This window comes from Mucilaginibacter sp. BGA-UO-ETr-C110 (genome assembly GCF_059567985.1).
Map to the genome: position 1 here is coordinate 3,891,323 of NZ_JCAQPB010000002.1, position 14,832 is coordinate 3,906,154.

13 protein-coding genes are annotated in these 14,832 nt (G+C 42.9%); all 13 read right to left on the reverse strand.

The genetic code is table 11. From position 1 onward, the window contains the following. Positions 1–2,001, reverse strand: coding sequence for a mucoidy inhibitor MuiA family protein (locus AC57BQ_RS16740; protein ID WP_496407377.1), 2,001 nt, complete (start codon positions 1,999–2,001; stop codon positions 1–3). A gap of 3 nt (positions 2,002–2,004) precedes the next feature. Then, positions 2,005–3,609, reverse strand: a complete 1,605-nt coding sequence (locus AC57BQ_RS16745; protein WP_496407378.1) for a complex I subunit 4 family protein — start codon at positions 3,607–3,609, stop codon at positions 2,005–2,007. Positions 3,610–3,718: 109 nt separating this feature from the next. After that, positions 3,719–5,773: an NADH-quinone oxidoreductase subunit L gene (gene nuoL, locus AC57BQ_RS16750; RefSeq protein WP_496407379.1), complete on the reverse strand. Its 2,055-nt coding sequence runs from the start codon at positions 5,771–5,773 to the stop codon at positions 3,719–3,721. A 1-nt stretch (position 5,774) separates the two neighbouring features. Next, positions 5,775–6,512, reverse strand: a complete 738-nt coding sequence (locus AC57BQ_RS16755; protein ID WP_496407380.1) for a hypothetical protein — start codon at positions 6,510–6,512, stop codon at positions 5,775–5,777. 2 nt (positions 6,513–6,514) lie between these two features. Next, entirely contained in the window at positions 6,515–6,820 is a 306-nt protein-coding gene (nuoK, locus tag AC57BQ_RS16760) for an NADH-quinone oxidoreductase subunit NuoK (protein WP_496407381.1), read from the reverse strand. Continuing rightward, positions 6,817–7,365, reverse strand: a complete 549-nt coding sequence (locus AC57BQ_RS16765) for an NADH-quinone oxidoreductase subunit J family protein (RefSeq protein ID WP_496407382.1) — start codon at positions 7,363–7,365, stop codon at positions 6,817–6,819. Before AC57BQ_RS16765 ends, nuoK begins: the two co-directional genes overlap by 4 nt. Continuing rightward, complete coding sequence (locus AC57BQ_RS16770; protein ID WP_496407383.1) at positions 7,362–7,949, reverse strand: NuoI/complex I 23 kDa subunit family protein; 588 nt, start codon at positions 7,947–7,949, stop codon at positions 7,362–7,364. The genes AC57BQ_RS16765 and AC57BQ_RS16770 overlap by 4 nt, the downstream gene beginning before the upstream one ends. A gap of 155 nt (positions 7,950–8,104) precedes the next feature. Further along, positions 8,105–9,175, reverse strand: a complete 1,071-nt coding sequence (locus AC57BQ_RS16775; protein ID WP_496407384.1) for a complex I subunit 1/NuoH family protein — start codon at positions 9,173–9,175, stop codon at positions 8,105–8,107. Between the two features lie 176 nt (positions 9,176–9,351). After that, the gene (gene murI, locus AC57BQ_RS16780; protein WP_496407385.1) at positions 9,352–10,194 is read right to left on the reverse strand and encodes a glutamate racemase; all 843 of its coding nucleotides are present in this window, start codon (positions 10,192–10,194) and stop codon (positions 9,352–9,354) included. A gap of 67 nt (positions 10,195–10,261) precedes the next feature. Then, positions 10,262–10,774 carry an OmpH/Skp family outer membrane protein gene (locus AC57BQ_RS16785; RefSeq protein ID WP_496407386.1) on the reverse strand — a complete coding sequence of 171 codons (513 nt, stop codon included), beginning with the start codon at positions 10,772–10,774 and terminating at the stop codon, positions 10,262–10,264. Between the two features lie 47 nt (positions 10,775–10,821). Further along, the gene (locus tag AC57BQ_RS16790; RefSeq protein WP_496407387.1) at positions 10,822–11,352 is read right to left on the reverse strand and encodes an OmpH/Skp family outer membrane protein; all 531 of its coding nucleotides are present in this window, start codon (positions 11,350–11,352) and stop codon (positions 10,822–10,824) included. Positions 11,353–11,367: 15 nt separating this feature from the next. Further along, the gene (bamA, locus tag AC57BQ_RS16795; protein ID WP_496407388.1) at positions 11,368–13,920 is read right to left on the reverse strand and encodes an outer membrane protein assembly factor BamA; all 2,553 of its coding nucleotides are present in this window, start codon (positions 13,918–13,920) and stop codon (positions 11,368–11,370) included. Between the two features lie 63 nt (positions 13,921–13,983). Beyond that, entirely contained in the window at positions 13,984–14,724 is a 741-nt protein-coding gene (gene uppS, locus AC57BQ_RS16800; protein ID WP_090467739.1) for an undecaprenyl pyrophosphate synthase, read from the reverse strand. Between the last annotated feature and the right edge of the window lie 108 nt (positions 14,725–14,832).

A 14,832-nucleotide genomic window follows, 5' to 3' on the forward strand; every position in this document is an offset into this window, starting at 1 on the left:
TTATTGAACTATTACAGATTGATTTTTAGGGTACTTAACCTGGTATTTTAATTGTATTTTTTTATTGTCCTGCGAATTTAGCATGAAATTCCAGGAAAGTTTGCCTGTAAGGGCATCCAATTTTGCACCGGAGATCTCCTGCTGATCTACCTCAATGGCCGAATTTTGTGAAACCGGTACCTGGTCTTCCACCAATAAACTTACAGGTTGCGTTTTGCGGTTCTTCACCTCGATGAGCCAGTTGCGCGTTTCCTTTTTATTGGAGCCGAATGATTGGCGCTCAGTGAGGTCTTTTTGCAAGGTCCGGGTCACCACGATATTTTTATCAGTACCTAAGGACAGGTTCAGCGTATCGGCGGTAGCCTGGGTATTGATCAGTGATTTGCCGATAAACGTACCTTCAAAAAACAGGTTAGCCTCTCCCGAAAGGAAATTATACTTGTTCCAGTTGGTGAGCTGCGCGGTTAAAAACACATCGGTACTTACTTTGGGTGCTACAAAATACTGATAGCTGGCATTCAGATCAAATTGCCCAATCTCTACAGCATACTGTTTACCATCACTTGGTACAGAATATGGATTGGCGATATTAAACTCAACGTTGGTTTGGTTTTCGACCGGTTTAACTTCTACCGGGATGGATTGTACACTGGCTACGCCGCGTATACGAACGCCCGGAGCTATGCCAGCAAGGGCCCCGGTTAAATCTTTTTTATCCTGCGTTGCATAACCATAAGTCACTACCTCATTTAAATTATTGGCCGAAGGCGACATCGTTACATTGATGAGCGGCATATTGGCCGGTCTTTCCACAGCTTCGTATCCAACATAATTAAAAGCAAGATCCGGACTATTTGGAGGTACCTGCAGGCTATAAAACCCCTGGGCGTCGCTAACCGTACCGATGGATGTTCCTTTAATCCTGATACTCACGCCGGCTAAGCCATTACTTGTACCGGCTTCAAATACTTTACCGGTTACTTTGGTAATAGGTCCGCTTGTACCGGTGGAATACATACCCAGGCTCAAATAATTGGGTGTAAGCTCGGGTTTGTTACCACTAATAGTTGGATTGCCGGTAGATAACGTTACTTTAATATTTTTCCAGTCCTCGCCGCTTTGTTGTGATACATTAGCTTTGTAGGTGATATTGATAGGGCTGTTTACGTTTTTTGCCCGGATATCATAAGTTGGATACCAACTGGCATTCTGCACCACATAATTCAGGGTAAAGGTTGATTGCAAAGCACTCTTAGCCGATACCGTTACCAAAACGTTGCTAGTTATTTTGCTGCGGCCGTTAATGATACCTACTATCCGTTGGTTGATCTTGTTCAGTTCCTCGGATAAGACAGCAACCTGATCATTGATATCCTGTTCTTTTTGCTTTATCTCGGTTAAGCGTGCTGTTTGAAAATCAAGCGCCTGCTTTAACTTGATGACATCTAAACCATTCTTTTCGCCGCCGCCCACCTGGTTTTTGCCCAGCATATTTTTCTCTTCTTCGTAAACCGGGATCAGGCTGTTTTTTAAGGAAATTTTATAATTGATGGCTTTTGACTGGGCTTCCAGGTCGCGGATCTCCTTTTGTTTAAGCTCATCGTTGGCGTTATCGAGCTCTTGCTTAACAGAAAGTATGGTAAACTCTCCCCCGGCGCTTACCTGCAAACTCTGTACATCCATACCCGGCGACATATTACCGAACACTAATGTGGATGTACCCGGGCTAACGCTAACCAGCGCCGTGCGCGTTATTTGCGCGCCATTTAAGAAAACGGTAACCTTTTGAACTTTAGACGCTATTTTTTGTCCTTCATCGGCTTGGGATGCCATCGCCATAAAAAGAAGGATTGCGGCGGTAGATAATTTTTTGAACATCATGTTTTCGGTTAAATACATATCATCTGTTAATTGGCCCGCGCCCTGTATTAAACCGGCGGGGTAAACTAAAGATGCATGGCTATGCATTTTTCCATAAAAGCATTGATGCTTATTCACCATTATTTATTTAAGCTGTAAAAACTGAACGAAGGCCAGCACCGAATCATTGATCTTATCAAAAACCAGCGAGGGCATAATGCCTAAAGCCAGGGCAATCAGTGCCAGTGGTGCCAGTGTTAGTTTCTCTCGCAGGTTCAGGTCGGTTAAAGCTATTTTCCAAACGTTGCCGCCTTTTAACGATTCGGTGCCAAAAAACATGCGCTGTAATGTCCATAAAAAATAGGCGGCGCTCAGCAGTATGCCTACAGAGCCGCAAATGGCCATCCAATACGGCAGTAAACCATTTACCGATGGCGATTTAAAGGCCCCGGTTAAAGAAAATGCCTCGGCCACAAATGCCGAAAACCCGGGTAAACCCAGCGATGCAAAAAACGCGATCATCACAAAAGCGGTGTATTGTGGCATCAGCGTGCCCAATCCCCTGAAATGGTTGATACCGCGGTCGTGCACCCGATTGTACAGTACGCCCACCAAAAAGAACAGCATGGTTGATAAAAATCCGTGACTTACCATTTGCATTACCGCCCCGCTGATACCTTCGGCGGTTTGGGAGGCGATACCTAAGAGTACAAAACCCATATGCGATACGGAGGAGTAAGCGATCATGCGTTTCAGATCTTTCTGGGCCAGGGCATTGAAAGCTCCGTATAAAATGGAGATCACGCCGAGTAGTCCCAACCAAAACGCACCGGTGGTGGCTACCTCGGGGAAGATGCCCAAACAGATACGGATAATACCATAGCCCCCTATTTTGAGCAGGATACCTGCCAATATGATAGATACCGGGGTTGGCGCTTCTACGTGCGCGTCGGGCAGCCAGGTATGCAGTGGTACCACCGGCACCTTAATGGCAAAGGCGATAAACAAGACCACAAAACCAACCGTTCGTGCCGGCATACCTAATATGGTTTGATGACCGGCTATAGAAAATATAGATTGCCCGCTGTAATTAGCCGGGTTCATCATCTGTATAATATTAAAAGTGTGGTTGCCTGTAGCAGGATCGGTAACCGAAAGATAGAGGCCTACCATCACCAGTAGCATAAATACCGAGCCGAATAAGGTATACAGGAAAAATTTGATAGCGGCATATTCCCTTCGTGCCCCGCCCCACATCCCGATGAGGAAGTATAAGGGCAACAGCATTAACTCATAGAACAGGTAAAACAGGAAGAAATCCAAAGCGCAGAATACACCGATTACGGCCATATCCAGCAATAAAAACAGCAGGAAGAAACCTTTGAGGTTACTCTTGATCTCCCAGGACGACAACGTAGCGATAACCAATACCAGTGAGGTCATCACCAGCAGACTGATGGACATGCCATCGATACCTACAAAATAATCGATCTGCATTTTGCCCATGCTGCCCAGGTTAAGGGAGATCCAGGGGAGTTTTTGTACAAACTGGAACTGATCTTCATGATTGATACCACCATAAGCCGCGCCTGTTTTAAAATGCAGGTACATCCATATACTGATACCCAGTTGTATGAGGGTTGCCGCCAGGGTGAGGTACTTAAAACTGCCGCGTAATGACGATGGCAGCAACATAATGATGAAGCCGAACAGTACAGGTACCAGTAATAGTAAGGTTAATATATTCATGCGAATTTAAATATCGGGGTCAAGAACCAAGAGCCAGGAATCGAGAAATCATATTTCAATTTTAAAACCACTACTCTTGGTTCTTGATTCTTAACTCTTGATTCTTTCATCATATCAGTATTTTTAAAATAAACAACAGCAGTACGATCACCAGCATGCTAAACAGGTAATATTGTACTTTACCGCTTTGAAACTTACGTGCAAAATTGCCAATACTCTGCACTATAGCGGCCAATAAATGCAAAAATCCATCAACGATATACTCATCTGTCCAGGCGGTTAATTTGGCGATAGCGCCGCTGATGCGCGCCAGCAGATGTAAAAAACCATCCACAACTGTACGGTCGATCCAGAAGCAAACGCTACCCAAACGCAATACCTGGTTTACGATGACACGTTTATATAAATCGTCTATATACCATTGATTATAAGATAAGCGGTAGAAATATCCTCTTTGGGAGAAGGCGAAACCACTTTCCCCTGCATATACCCGGTAAGCCGCAAACAGTACCAGCAGGCTGATCACATTTACGCTGATGGGTACCAGGCTGTGATATATACTCTCACCGGCGGTATGGGCTGAAGATTTTAAACCCTCAAACAACCAGGCATGCTCATAGGAGAATGGATTAAGAGAAAACAGCGGAAATAAACAGCAAACAGCCAGCAATACCAAAGGTAAAGTATATGACCAGTTGCCATCGCTTAGATGCAGTTTAACACCCGGATTATTTTTGAGCAGGCGAAAATCGCCAAAGAAAACTTTAAATATGAGCCGGGCTACATAGAATGCGGTAAGCCAGCTGGTGAGCAAGGCCATCATCGGGATGATCTTAAACCAGGCGTTGTGGCCATCGCTCCATTCAAAGGCCTGTATCAGGATACCATCTTTGGATAGATAGCCAGAAGTAAGCGGTAAACCCACCAGAGCCAGTGCGCCAATAACAGCGGTTATAAAAGTAAGCGGCAGTTTTTTGCGCAGACCGCCCATATGCGTGATATCCTGCGGATCGATGTCCAGGTGGTTATCATCTTTGATATGCTGCATCTGGTGTATCACAATACCGGCTACCAGGAATAGCAGACATTTAAAAAACGCGTGCGTAGCCAAATGGAACAGTGAAGAAGCATATGCCCCTACCCCCATCGCCAATATCATAAAACCCAATTGTGATATAGTAGAGTAAGCCAGGATCCGCTTCAGGTCGTTTTGCGTAAGCGCGATGGTTGCCGCCATAAACGCGGTGAAGCAGCCAATGCAGGCCAGTATAGTCAGTTCAGTTTCGGTGAACATGGGGTAAACCCTGCCCAATAAGAATACACCGGCGGCCACCATCGTTGCGGCATGGATGAGGGCCGATACCGAAGTTGGACCTTCCATGGCATCGGGCAGCCAGGTATGCAGCGGGAATTGCGCCGATTTGGCTGCTACGGCCAGGAAGATACCGGCACAGGCTACATATTGCCAAAGGGCAGGTATCTGTCCAACAGGCCCGATCCATAAACCATTTTTTATGACAGATTGTGCAATCAAGCCTTTCCCGGCAAATATGGCATCTATATCAAAAGTATGGAATTGAGCAAACAGGATAATGATGGCACTCAGCAAGCCGATATCACCTATCCGGTTCATGATAAATGCTTTTTTATTGGCTTGTATGGCCTTGTCTTTCGTGAACCAAAACCCGATGAGCAAGTATGACGAAAAACCAACCAGTTCCCAAAAGGCATAGAACAATATCAGACTATCTACCACCACCAAGGCTAGCATACTGAAACAAAAGAAACTCAGGTAAGTAAAATAACGACTGTACCTGTCGTCGTGCTTCATGTAGGCTGTAGAATAGATATGTACCGGCAAGGCGATGACCGATACCAGCAACAGCATCAATACCGAAAGGTTATTAAGCAGGATGCCGGCATAAACCTGGGTTTCGCCAATGGTGAACCAGATGCGCTGCGCATGTACCTGCGGGTTATTCCATACCGTTGCAAATACCCGTGCCGATAATACACAGCTTAATAAAATGGCTATGGTCGAGATCCAGCCGGCGGCTTTGCTTTTTACAGGCAGACAAAAGTTTATCAAAGCAGCAAGCAGCGGCAATGCTACGGCTGCCACTGTATAGTTTAAACTTTGTATGGAGTGTAAAAAGTCTTCCAATTTATTTGGTATCTATTTTAACAAATGAAGGTGTGCGGCCATATCCCAAAACGTATTTCAAATTAAGATCCAGAACCTTATCATCTGAAAATAATTCGTATATTTTTTTTACCCTGTCGTCTGTTGATACAGCGTATTTTTCCCCGTTAATGATAAAAGCCAAGCCACTATCATTTTGGTGGTGTTTATTGAGATACGTTTTATATCCTGACGAAAGCCTGCTCAGCTTCTTTTGATATTGCTTAATGGCAAAATTCCGGGTAACGGCTGTTAAGATTAATTTGTTTTTTGATGGATCAGCAGCTATTTTTTTTTCATATTTTGAACTTAAAATACGACGGCCCAATCGGGCTATTTCCATCTTGTTAGATCGCCTGCCATCTAAAATATAATCCGTAATATCATTTTCGCCCGGGGAAGACCCTGCTGCAGGCTTGCCAGGAATACGGGGAGCCCTCATCGAGATCTGAATGGCGCCATTCCTTCCTTTTTTTCCAAATAGCGCCACTGCCTCAGCGGCCTTTAGTACTTTAAACTGGATAATATTATCCGTATTTAAACTGTCTAATATTCCGTTGTAAACTCTCCCGTTAATCGTAATATACGATCTGTTGCTGTCGATAACCGCGCTGCACATGACCATCTTCTTTTTGGGCCCATCAACATAAAATGTATCCCGCTTTTGGGCGAAAGCACCGGTACAGGTCAGTAAGAAAATTATAACCACCAATCCTTTCATGCTCAATCCCTCAGTTTATTAATATCATTCGGATCAATGGTTTTATACCTGCGATAAACGTTCAGGATAATAGCCAGCGCCACCGCTGTTGTGGCCGCGGCCAGTACAATAGCAAACAAAGCGAATATTTGTCCGCTGTTGTTTACTTTATCATATTTACCAAAAGCTACCAGGTTTAAAATAGCGGCGTTCAGGATCAGTTCGATACCTATCAATATCTGTATGGCGTTCCGTTTAGAAACAGCCATGTATAAGCCAATACAAAACAGGGCCGCGCTTACTACCAGGAAATCGGTGAGTGTAATCATGCTTTGCCCTCCTTACGTGATAAATGGGCCGCCCCTACCAAAGCTACTAGTAATAAGATCGATATGGCTTCAAAGGGCAACAGGTAACGGGTCATTAAATTAACCCCGATATTATCGATCATGATATCCTTCGGGCTGATCTCATTTTTAAGACTGATCGCATCCCTAACCCATGGCAGGTTATCAGCATCGGCCTTAAACAGCACATTAATCAATACAATAAAAAACACCGCTGCTAAAAGTATGGCTGGAAGTTTTTTAATGCTAAAAAACTTCCCTTCCTGTTTTTGCAATACGTTCAGGGTTTCTTTGCCCGAAAGCATAAAGGCAAACAGGATAAGCACCAGTATTCCCCCAACGTAGATCACCACCTGGGTTACTGCCACAAAATCGGCCAGGGCCAGCACATATAAGCCTGCCAGCGAAAACAGGGTAACAAAAAATACAAATATGCTGCGCACCAGGTTTTTGCTGGAAGCCGCGTACAATGCCGAAGCAATGGCTATGAAACTTAAAAAGTAAAAGAGTACACGAACCAGGGTCATGCTTCGCCCTCCTTTTTCTGCATGGCAGCCAGTTTAGCTGCCTGCTTTTCGGCCTGTTGCTGCTCAAACAAAGCACGCTTCTCGGCAGCAACTTCCGGCGGCATGTCAGAGAACTGATAGGTAAGATCGCTCAGCTGAAATACCGTTTTATCATACTGATTGGTCATCACGATGCACTCTGTAGGGCATACTATGGTACACAGGCCGCAGTACATACACTTGGCCATATCAATATCAAACTTGGCGGCATAAAGGCGCTTGGTGGTACCATCAGATGTTTGTCCGATGGCTTCCGTAGCCTTGATCGATTCGATATCGATACAGTTAACAGGGCATACCTTGGCGCACAAGTCGCATACGATACAATCGTCCATTTCCACATCAAGCTGATAGCGGCCCACCTCGGGCACAGGCAGCTGCTGTTTGGGATATTGGATGGTGTTGGTACCTTCCAGCTGTTTAAAGTAATTATCGTCGCTTACGGTTGTGATCTTCCTGGCCGCATTAGAGGCAAAAAGATGCTTCAAGGTAAGGCTTAAACCTTTCCATGCCGTAGTAAAACCGTTAATTAATCTTTTAAGCATCGACCGTTGATTTGTATGATTACGTTGATTTCGCTGATTTTTTGATTTTGATTTTGTCTGAACCTTGATTTATTGGATTCAGGGATTATCGTGATTTTCTTTTCTTATTTATTTTTTATCTTATTTCTTGATTCTTATCTCTTGCCTCTCCCCAACTACATCAGCCAAAGCCTCCACACGCCTGATATCAGCATGCAGGCGAAGGCCAGCGGTGTAAGCACTTTCCAACACAGGTTCATCAACTGATCGACCCGAAAACGGGGCAATGTCCACCTGATCCACATTTGCACGCCCACCAATGCCAGGGTTTTCAAACTTACCCAAAAAATACCCCAGGCCATACCTGTTGTCCACGTGGCTAAATGTACCGGACCTATATTGGGTAACGGCGTATTCCAGGCCCCTAAGAATAGGATAACCCCGATCATGGATACCAGGAACATCATCGAATATTCGGCCAAAAATACCAATGCAAACCTGATGCCTGTAAATTCTGTATGGAAACCTGCTACCAGTTCCGATTCTGCTTCAGGGATATCGAAAGGTGCCCGGTTACTTTCGGCCAGTGAGGCTATAAAATAGATCACAAAAGCGATGATCAGATGCGGAGCCCGAAAAATGTTCCAGCTAAACAAACCACCTATCGCCGATACATCCCAAAAACCCGCGAACTTTATTTTTTCGCCGGCCAGGATACCCTGCTGAATGGCTACGTCCTGTAGGTTGAGCGTTTGCGCTATCATCACCACCGATATAATGGCAAAACCTGCCGGTATTTCATAGGAGATGATCTGCGCGGCAGAGCGCATAGCGCCCAATATGGAATATTTGTTGTTTGATCCCCAACCCGCCATCAGGATGCCCAGCGTTTCCACAGAGATGATGGCAAAAATGTAATATATACCCAGATTTATTTTCGAGGGGATAAGACCCGGAGCCCAGGGTAATGCTGCAAAACCCATATAAACAGCAATAAAAATTACCGCCGGTGCCAGCATAAACAACCATTTATCGGCAGCAGCCGGAATGATGAGTTCCTTCTGGATCATTTTCAATATATCGGCCAGGGTTTGGAGCGAGCCAAACTTACCAGTTTCTGTTGGGCCAAGCCTGTCTTGTATAAATGCCGAAATTTTACGCTCGGCATAAACGCCAAACAGCGCAAAAAAGGCCGAAAAGCTAAATAACCCAATAGCTACAATAAAATATATGAGATAAGTATTCAAGGGGGTCTATTTGCTTAAACCGCAAACTTACTAAATGTTATAATATTTTAGGCCGGGTAAGTTATATTAAGTTGGTGGGAATTGTGGGTGATGAAAGGGTGTCATTGTGAGAGCCTCACCCAACCCTCTCCAAAGGAGAGGGCTTTAAACACTTTCTTGAGATGGTGTTTTTTACTTTAACATTTTACCAGATCATTGGCCGATATAAAAGTTGATTTTACCGGGGCCGAGAAAAATACGGAGGCGTGATGATCAAAATCGGCCGTATCATCGGTGGTGGTAAAAAATTCTTTGGTTTGGTTCCTGCTTAGCTTGGTTTCTATTTCGGGGTGGCGCTGCAGGTAGTCAACCAGGCTTTTGGCAACGATATCGCCCTGAGCCACCACTTTAACATGCGCGGGCAGATTAGCCTCTATTTTTTGTTGTATAAGCGGGTAATGAGTACAGGCCAGTAAAATGGTATCAATTTGAGGCGATTGTGTCATGATCTGATCCAGATATAACTTCACAAAGTAATCGGCTCCGGGCTGGTCGTACTCGCCGTTCTCGATCAAGGGAACCCAAAGCGGGCAAGCCTGCTGATGAACTTTGATATCAGGAAAAAAATGTTGGATCTCCAAAAGATAGGAACCTGATTGCACGGTTCCTTTGGTGCCCAATACCCCAATTTCTTTAGTGTTGCTATAATTGCCTATCACTTCGGCCGTTGGGCGTATCACCCCGAGTATTCTTTTCTCAGAATCAACGTTTTTGAGATCTTGCTGCTGAATAGTACGCAGGGCCTTTGCAGATGCCGTATTACAGGCCACGATGATGAGTGGGCAGCCTTGTTCAAATAGCCATTGCACGCATTCCCAGGTATACTGATGAATAGTATTAAATGAGCGGTTACCATACGGCGCCCGGGCATTATCACCCAGGTATATATAGTCATACTCTGGAAGTTGCTCTATAATTGATTTGAAAACAGTAAGGCCGCCAAAGCCCGAATCGAAAATACCTATAGGTTGACGCTTCATATACAAAAATAAAAAAAGCGTCACGTAAATACGTGACGCTTTTTTTTAAATGACTAATAATTGATGCTTATTTTAATCCTAATTTCAATTTTACAGCAGCCATCAGGTCATCAGCATCCGGAGATACCAATAAACTTACCTGTGAAGAATCCAATACGTAAGCGTATCCTTTTTCTTTAGCAACAGCATTAACTGCAGCAGTAGCTTTATCAATTAGTGGTTTACCCAATTCTTGTCTTTTAGCATCAACTTGTTGTTGCGCGTTATTTTGGTAATCCTGCATACGTTTTTGCAGATCCTGTAGTTCGTTACCTTTTACGGTGCGCACTGCATCGGTCATAGTAGCTTGATTTTTTTGAAACTCCTGACCTTTTGTAGTGTACTCATTATTCATGCTGGTAAGCTGATCAATAAATGTTTTTTGATAAGCCTGCATCTGAGTGGTCACAGTTTTAGTTTCAGGCATCATGTCAATTAATTGGTTAAAATTAATGTGCCCGATCTTAGTCTGCGCATTGGCAAAGTTGCCCGCAAATAACATACCTACTGCAACTAAAGCAACTTTAAATAGTTTTTTCATTTTTCTTGTCCTGTGTTTAATAATAGTCTGTTTATTTATTCAAAAATTTATTTAGCAAATACTCCGGGCTTAAGCCCTAATTTGGTGATCACGTCGTTACTTCTGTTATAACGCGGATTGGCGTACAACATAATTACTTCGCTGTTTTTATCAAAGATCATGTCCAGGTTATCGCCTTCGGCAATTGCTTGTACAGCTTTAGACACACGATCCTGGATTGGTTTAATCAAAGCGTTACTCTTTTGTGAAAGTTCACCATCGGGCCCGAATTTTTGACGTTGAAAATCCTTTGCGGCTTTTTCTTTATCAACAATTTCGGCCTCACGGCGTTTTTTCATATCGGCCGTCATTAAAACCTGGTCGGCCTGGTATGCTTTGTACAGGCGGTCAATTTCCTGAAAACGGCTATCCACTTCTTTTTGCCATTGATCAGATAATGCTGCCAGCTGTTTTTGTGATGACGCGTACTCGGGCATATGTTTTAATATATACTCCGAATCAACGTAAGCAAAACGTTGCGCGTAAGCTCCCGTAATTGCTGTTAACGTTAAAAACGCTATTAAAATTATCTTCTTCATATATCTCTATGCAAATTAATTAAATCCGCCGGATAAACTCTGAGAAATTGTAAAATGGAATTGGCCCCTGTTTGCGTCAGGCTGACCTGGTATTTTATCAAATCCGTAGCCATAATCTAATCCAAGCAAGCCAAATATAGGTAAAAATATTCTTGCGCCAACACCTACTGAACGCCTAACGTTAAACGGATTGAACTGACTAAAGTTATTCCAAACGTTACCACCTTCGGCAAAAGCCAGTAAGAATATGGTAGCCGACTGGCTGGCAATTACCGGGTGACGCAGCTCCATTGTGTATTTATTGTAGATGGTACTACCGGTGTTTGTATTTTGATTTTCGGTTGAACCTTCAGGTACTATCGAGAAGTTTTGATAACCCCTTAAACCGATGATCTCGCTACCTTGTAAAAACTGGTAACTCTGCATTCCATCACCACCTAATTTGAAACGCTCAAATGGCGACGGGCCTACATCTTTATTGTACATGCCCAGGAAGCCAAACCTCACTTGCGACATCAGTACGAATTTACCAACCAGTTTAGAGAACCATTGCGCATCATACTTAAATTTATAATACTCCACAAAGTGATAGCGCTCCTCAGGAGTTGCTATTTTATAGTTGATATTATTAAATAAAGAGTATGGAGGCGTTGCCTGTATGGTAAGTTTAATATTTGAACCCTGTGTTGGGAAAATTGGCACATCAATAGAGTTGCGGCTTAATTCCTGGGTTAACTTAATGTTGTATGAAGTACCATTGGTAAATAAATAACCGGTATAGTTATCCAGGTTATAGTGATCCACGTTTAACGAGTAGTTTAACTGGAAGTAGTTATCTGGCCATTTTAAACGTTTACCTAAAGTAACACCAACACCGTTTATACGCAGGTTATTGTATAATGGGCTCGATTTAGGATAATACTGCCCGGTAGAGCTACCTTGTGTATAAGCTGACAGCGCAAAGTAGATAGGTTTTTTACCACCTAACCAAGGCTCAGAGAAAGTGAACGAGAAGTTCTGATAAGTACGTCCGCTTGACTGGCCACGTAAGCTTAGTTTTTGACCATCGCCTTTTGGCAGTGGTTTGTATGCTTTGAGGTTAAAGATATTTCTTAACGAGAAGTTGTTGAACGTTAAGCCCAGTGTACCCACCAACTGGCCACCACCGAAACCACCCGATAACTCGATCTGATCTGACGGTTTTTCAACCACGTTATAAACCAAATCAACTGTACCATCCTGCGGATTGATGTTAACCGGTTTTGGTTCTGTTTTTTGCTCATCAAAGTTACCCAGCTGACCAATTTCACGTGAACTGCGGATCAATAACTCTTTGTTGAATTTTTGACCTGGCTTGGTTTGAATTTCACGCATAACCACTTTATCATTGGTTACATCGTTACCTTTTAAGCTTACGCGGTTAATGGTGTATTGCGGGCCTTCGTAAACCCGGATGTCCAAATCAACTGTATCGTTGTAAACTTTAACCTGTACCGGATCGGCGGTGTAGGTTAAATAACCATCATTAAGGTATAATGACGAAACGTCATCATTACTTGGGGTTGGGCCCACCAATCTTTTGTTCAGCTCATCTTCGCTAAACACATCACCTTTTTTAACGTGCAGTATTCTGTTTAGTAATTCGGTAGAGTATTTGGCATTACCAGACCATTTTACATTACCAAAGTAATATTTAGGGCCTTCGTAAACTTTAATTTTCACGTTAACGGTAGTTGCATCGTGACTCCATACAGAATCACTTACGATCTCTGCATCGCGATAACCTTTACCTTGCATCGATTCAACCAAACTTTGCTTGTCTTCTTCGTATTTATCTTGTTTGAATTTTTTAGACCCAAACAGGTTGTACCATTTCTTTTCGCGGGTCTTTTTCAAAAAGCCTTTCAGTTTTTTTGATGAAAATGCCTTGTTGCCTTCAAAAACAACTTCGTTTATTTTTACTTTGGTTTTTTTATCAATAGCAACATCCAGTATCACGCTATTGGCATCTCCCGGATCTTTACGCTGGGTAAGTTTCACGGTTGTGTTCAAAAAGCCTTTTTCGCCAAAATGCTTTTTGATGATAGCGGTTGTTGTATTTATTAAATTTTCGTTGACGATTTTCCCGGTGCGGTCATTCAGTTTCTTCTGTACGTCTTCAATTTCACCTTTACGTATACCTGTAATGTGCAGGCGCGATAAACGCGGGCGTTCAGAAACAGCTATCTCCAGGTAAATGGTATCCTGGTTAATTTTAGTAATGTTTAACTGTACATCGTCAAATAAGCCCTGGGAGTATAATGTTTTTATAACCTCGGCATTACGCTCGCCCGGCAGGTTGATACGGTCGCCCTTGGTTAATTTTGAAAGTTGTATCAAAATATCTTTGTCCAGATACTTTGCCCCACTAACAGAAATACCTCCAATAATGTAATCCCGGGGATTAAGATAACTTAAACTATCGGCCGGTATCGATTTTGTCAGTGGTGTTCTCTGAGGATTGGAAACCTGGGCAAACGCGGAGGTAACAAAAACAGAGAAAAGAATAGCAAAAAGAAATTTATACATTCGAATATTTTAGTGGGCTAAAATTAATTTATACAGTTGTTAAAAAGTGTTAAAAGTAAAAATTTAGTTAACTTGCTCACTTGTCATACCAAAACGGCGCTCCCGTTTCTGATAATCAAGTATAGCCTCGTACAAATCTTCCTTTCTAAAGTCGGGCCAAAACTTAGGTGTAAAATACAACTCAGCATAGGCAATTTGCCATAATAAATAGTTACTTATACGGTATTCACCGCTTGTTCTGATCAATAATTCAGGATCGGGCATATCACCGGTAAAGAGGTTATTCTCAAAAACATCCTCGTTGATATCCGTTATTTCCAATTCGCCTTTTTGTACCTTAATGGCTATATTTTTAGCCGCGCGTACAATTTCGCGACGCGAACTGTAGCTTAATGCCAGCGTAAGCACTACCCCGGTATTTGCCGATGTTTTTTCCATAGCGGCGGTAAGCTCCCTGTTACATTTATCAGGTAACATATCCAGGTCGCCTATGGCATTAAGTTTAATGTTGTTTTTCATAAAACCGGCTATTTCTTTATGAATGGTGCTTACCATTAATTCCATAATGGCCATAACCTCCAATTTGGGCCGGTTCCAGTTTTCGGATGAAAATGTATAGAGTGTTATGTATTTTATACCTAATTTATCAGCGCCTTCAACAACATCCCTAACAGAAGTTACCCCGTTATGATGGCCAAATACTCTTAATTTGCCTTTTTCTTTTGCCCAACGGCCATTGCCATCCATAATAATGGCAACGTGTTTTGGTAGCCTTAACAAATCAATCTGATCCAAATATCCCATACTGTTCATTATCAAAAGCTACTCTGTGAATGTCCGCAAAAGACATGCTTGTGTTTTAATTTTATCAATGCTATGACTAAATAAAATATTTGTTCAACGCCAACCCTC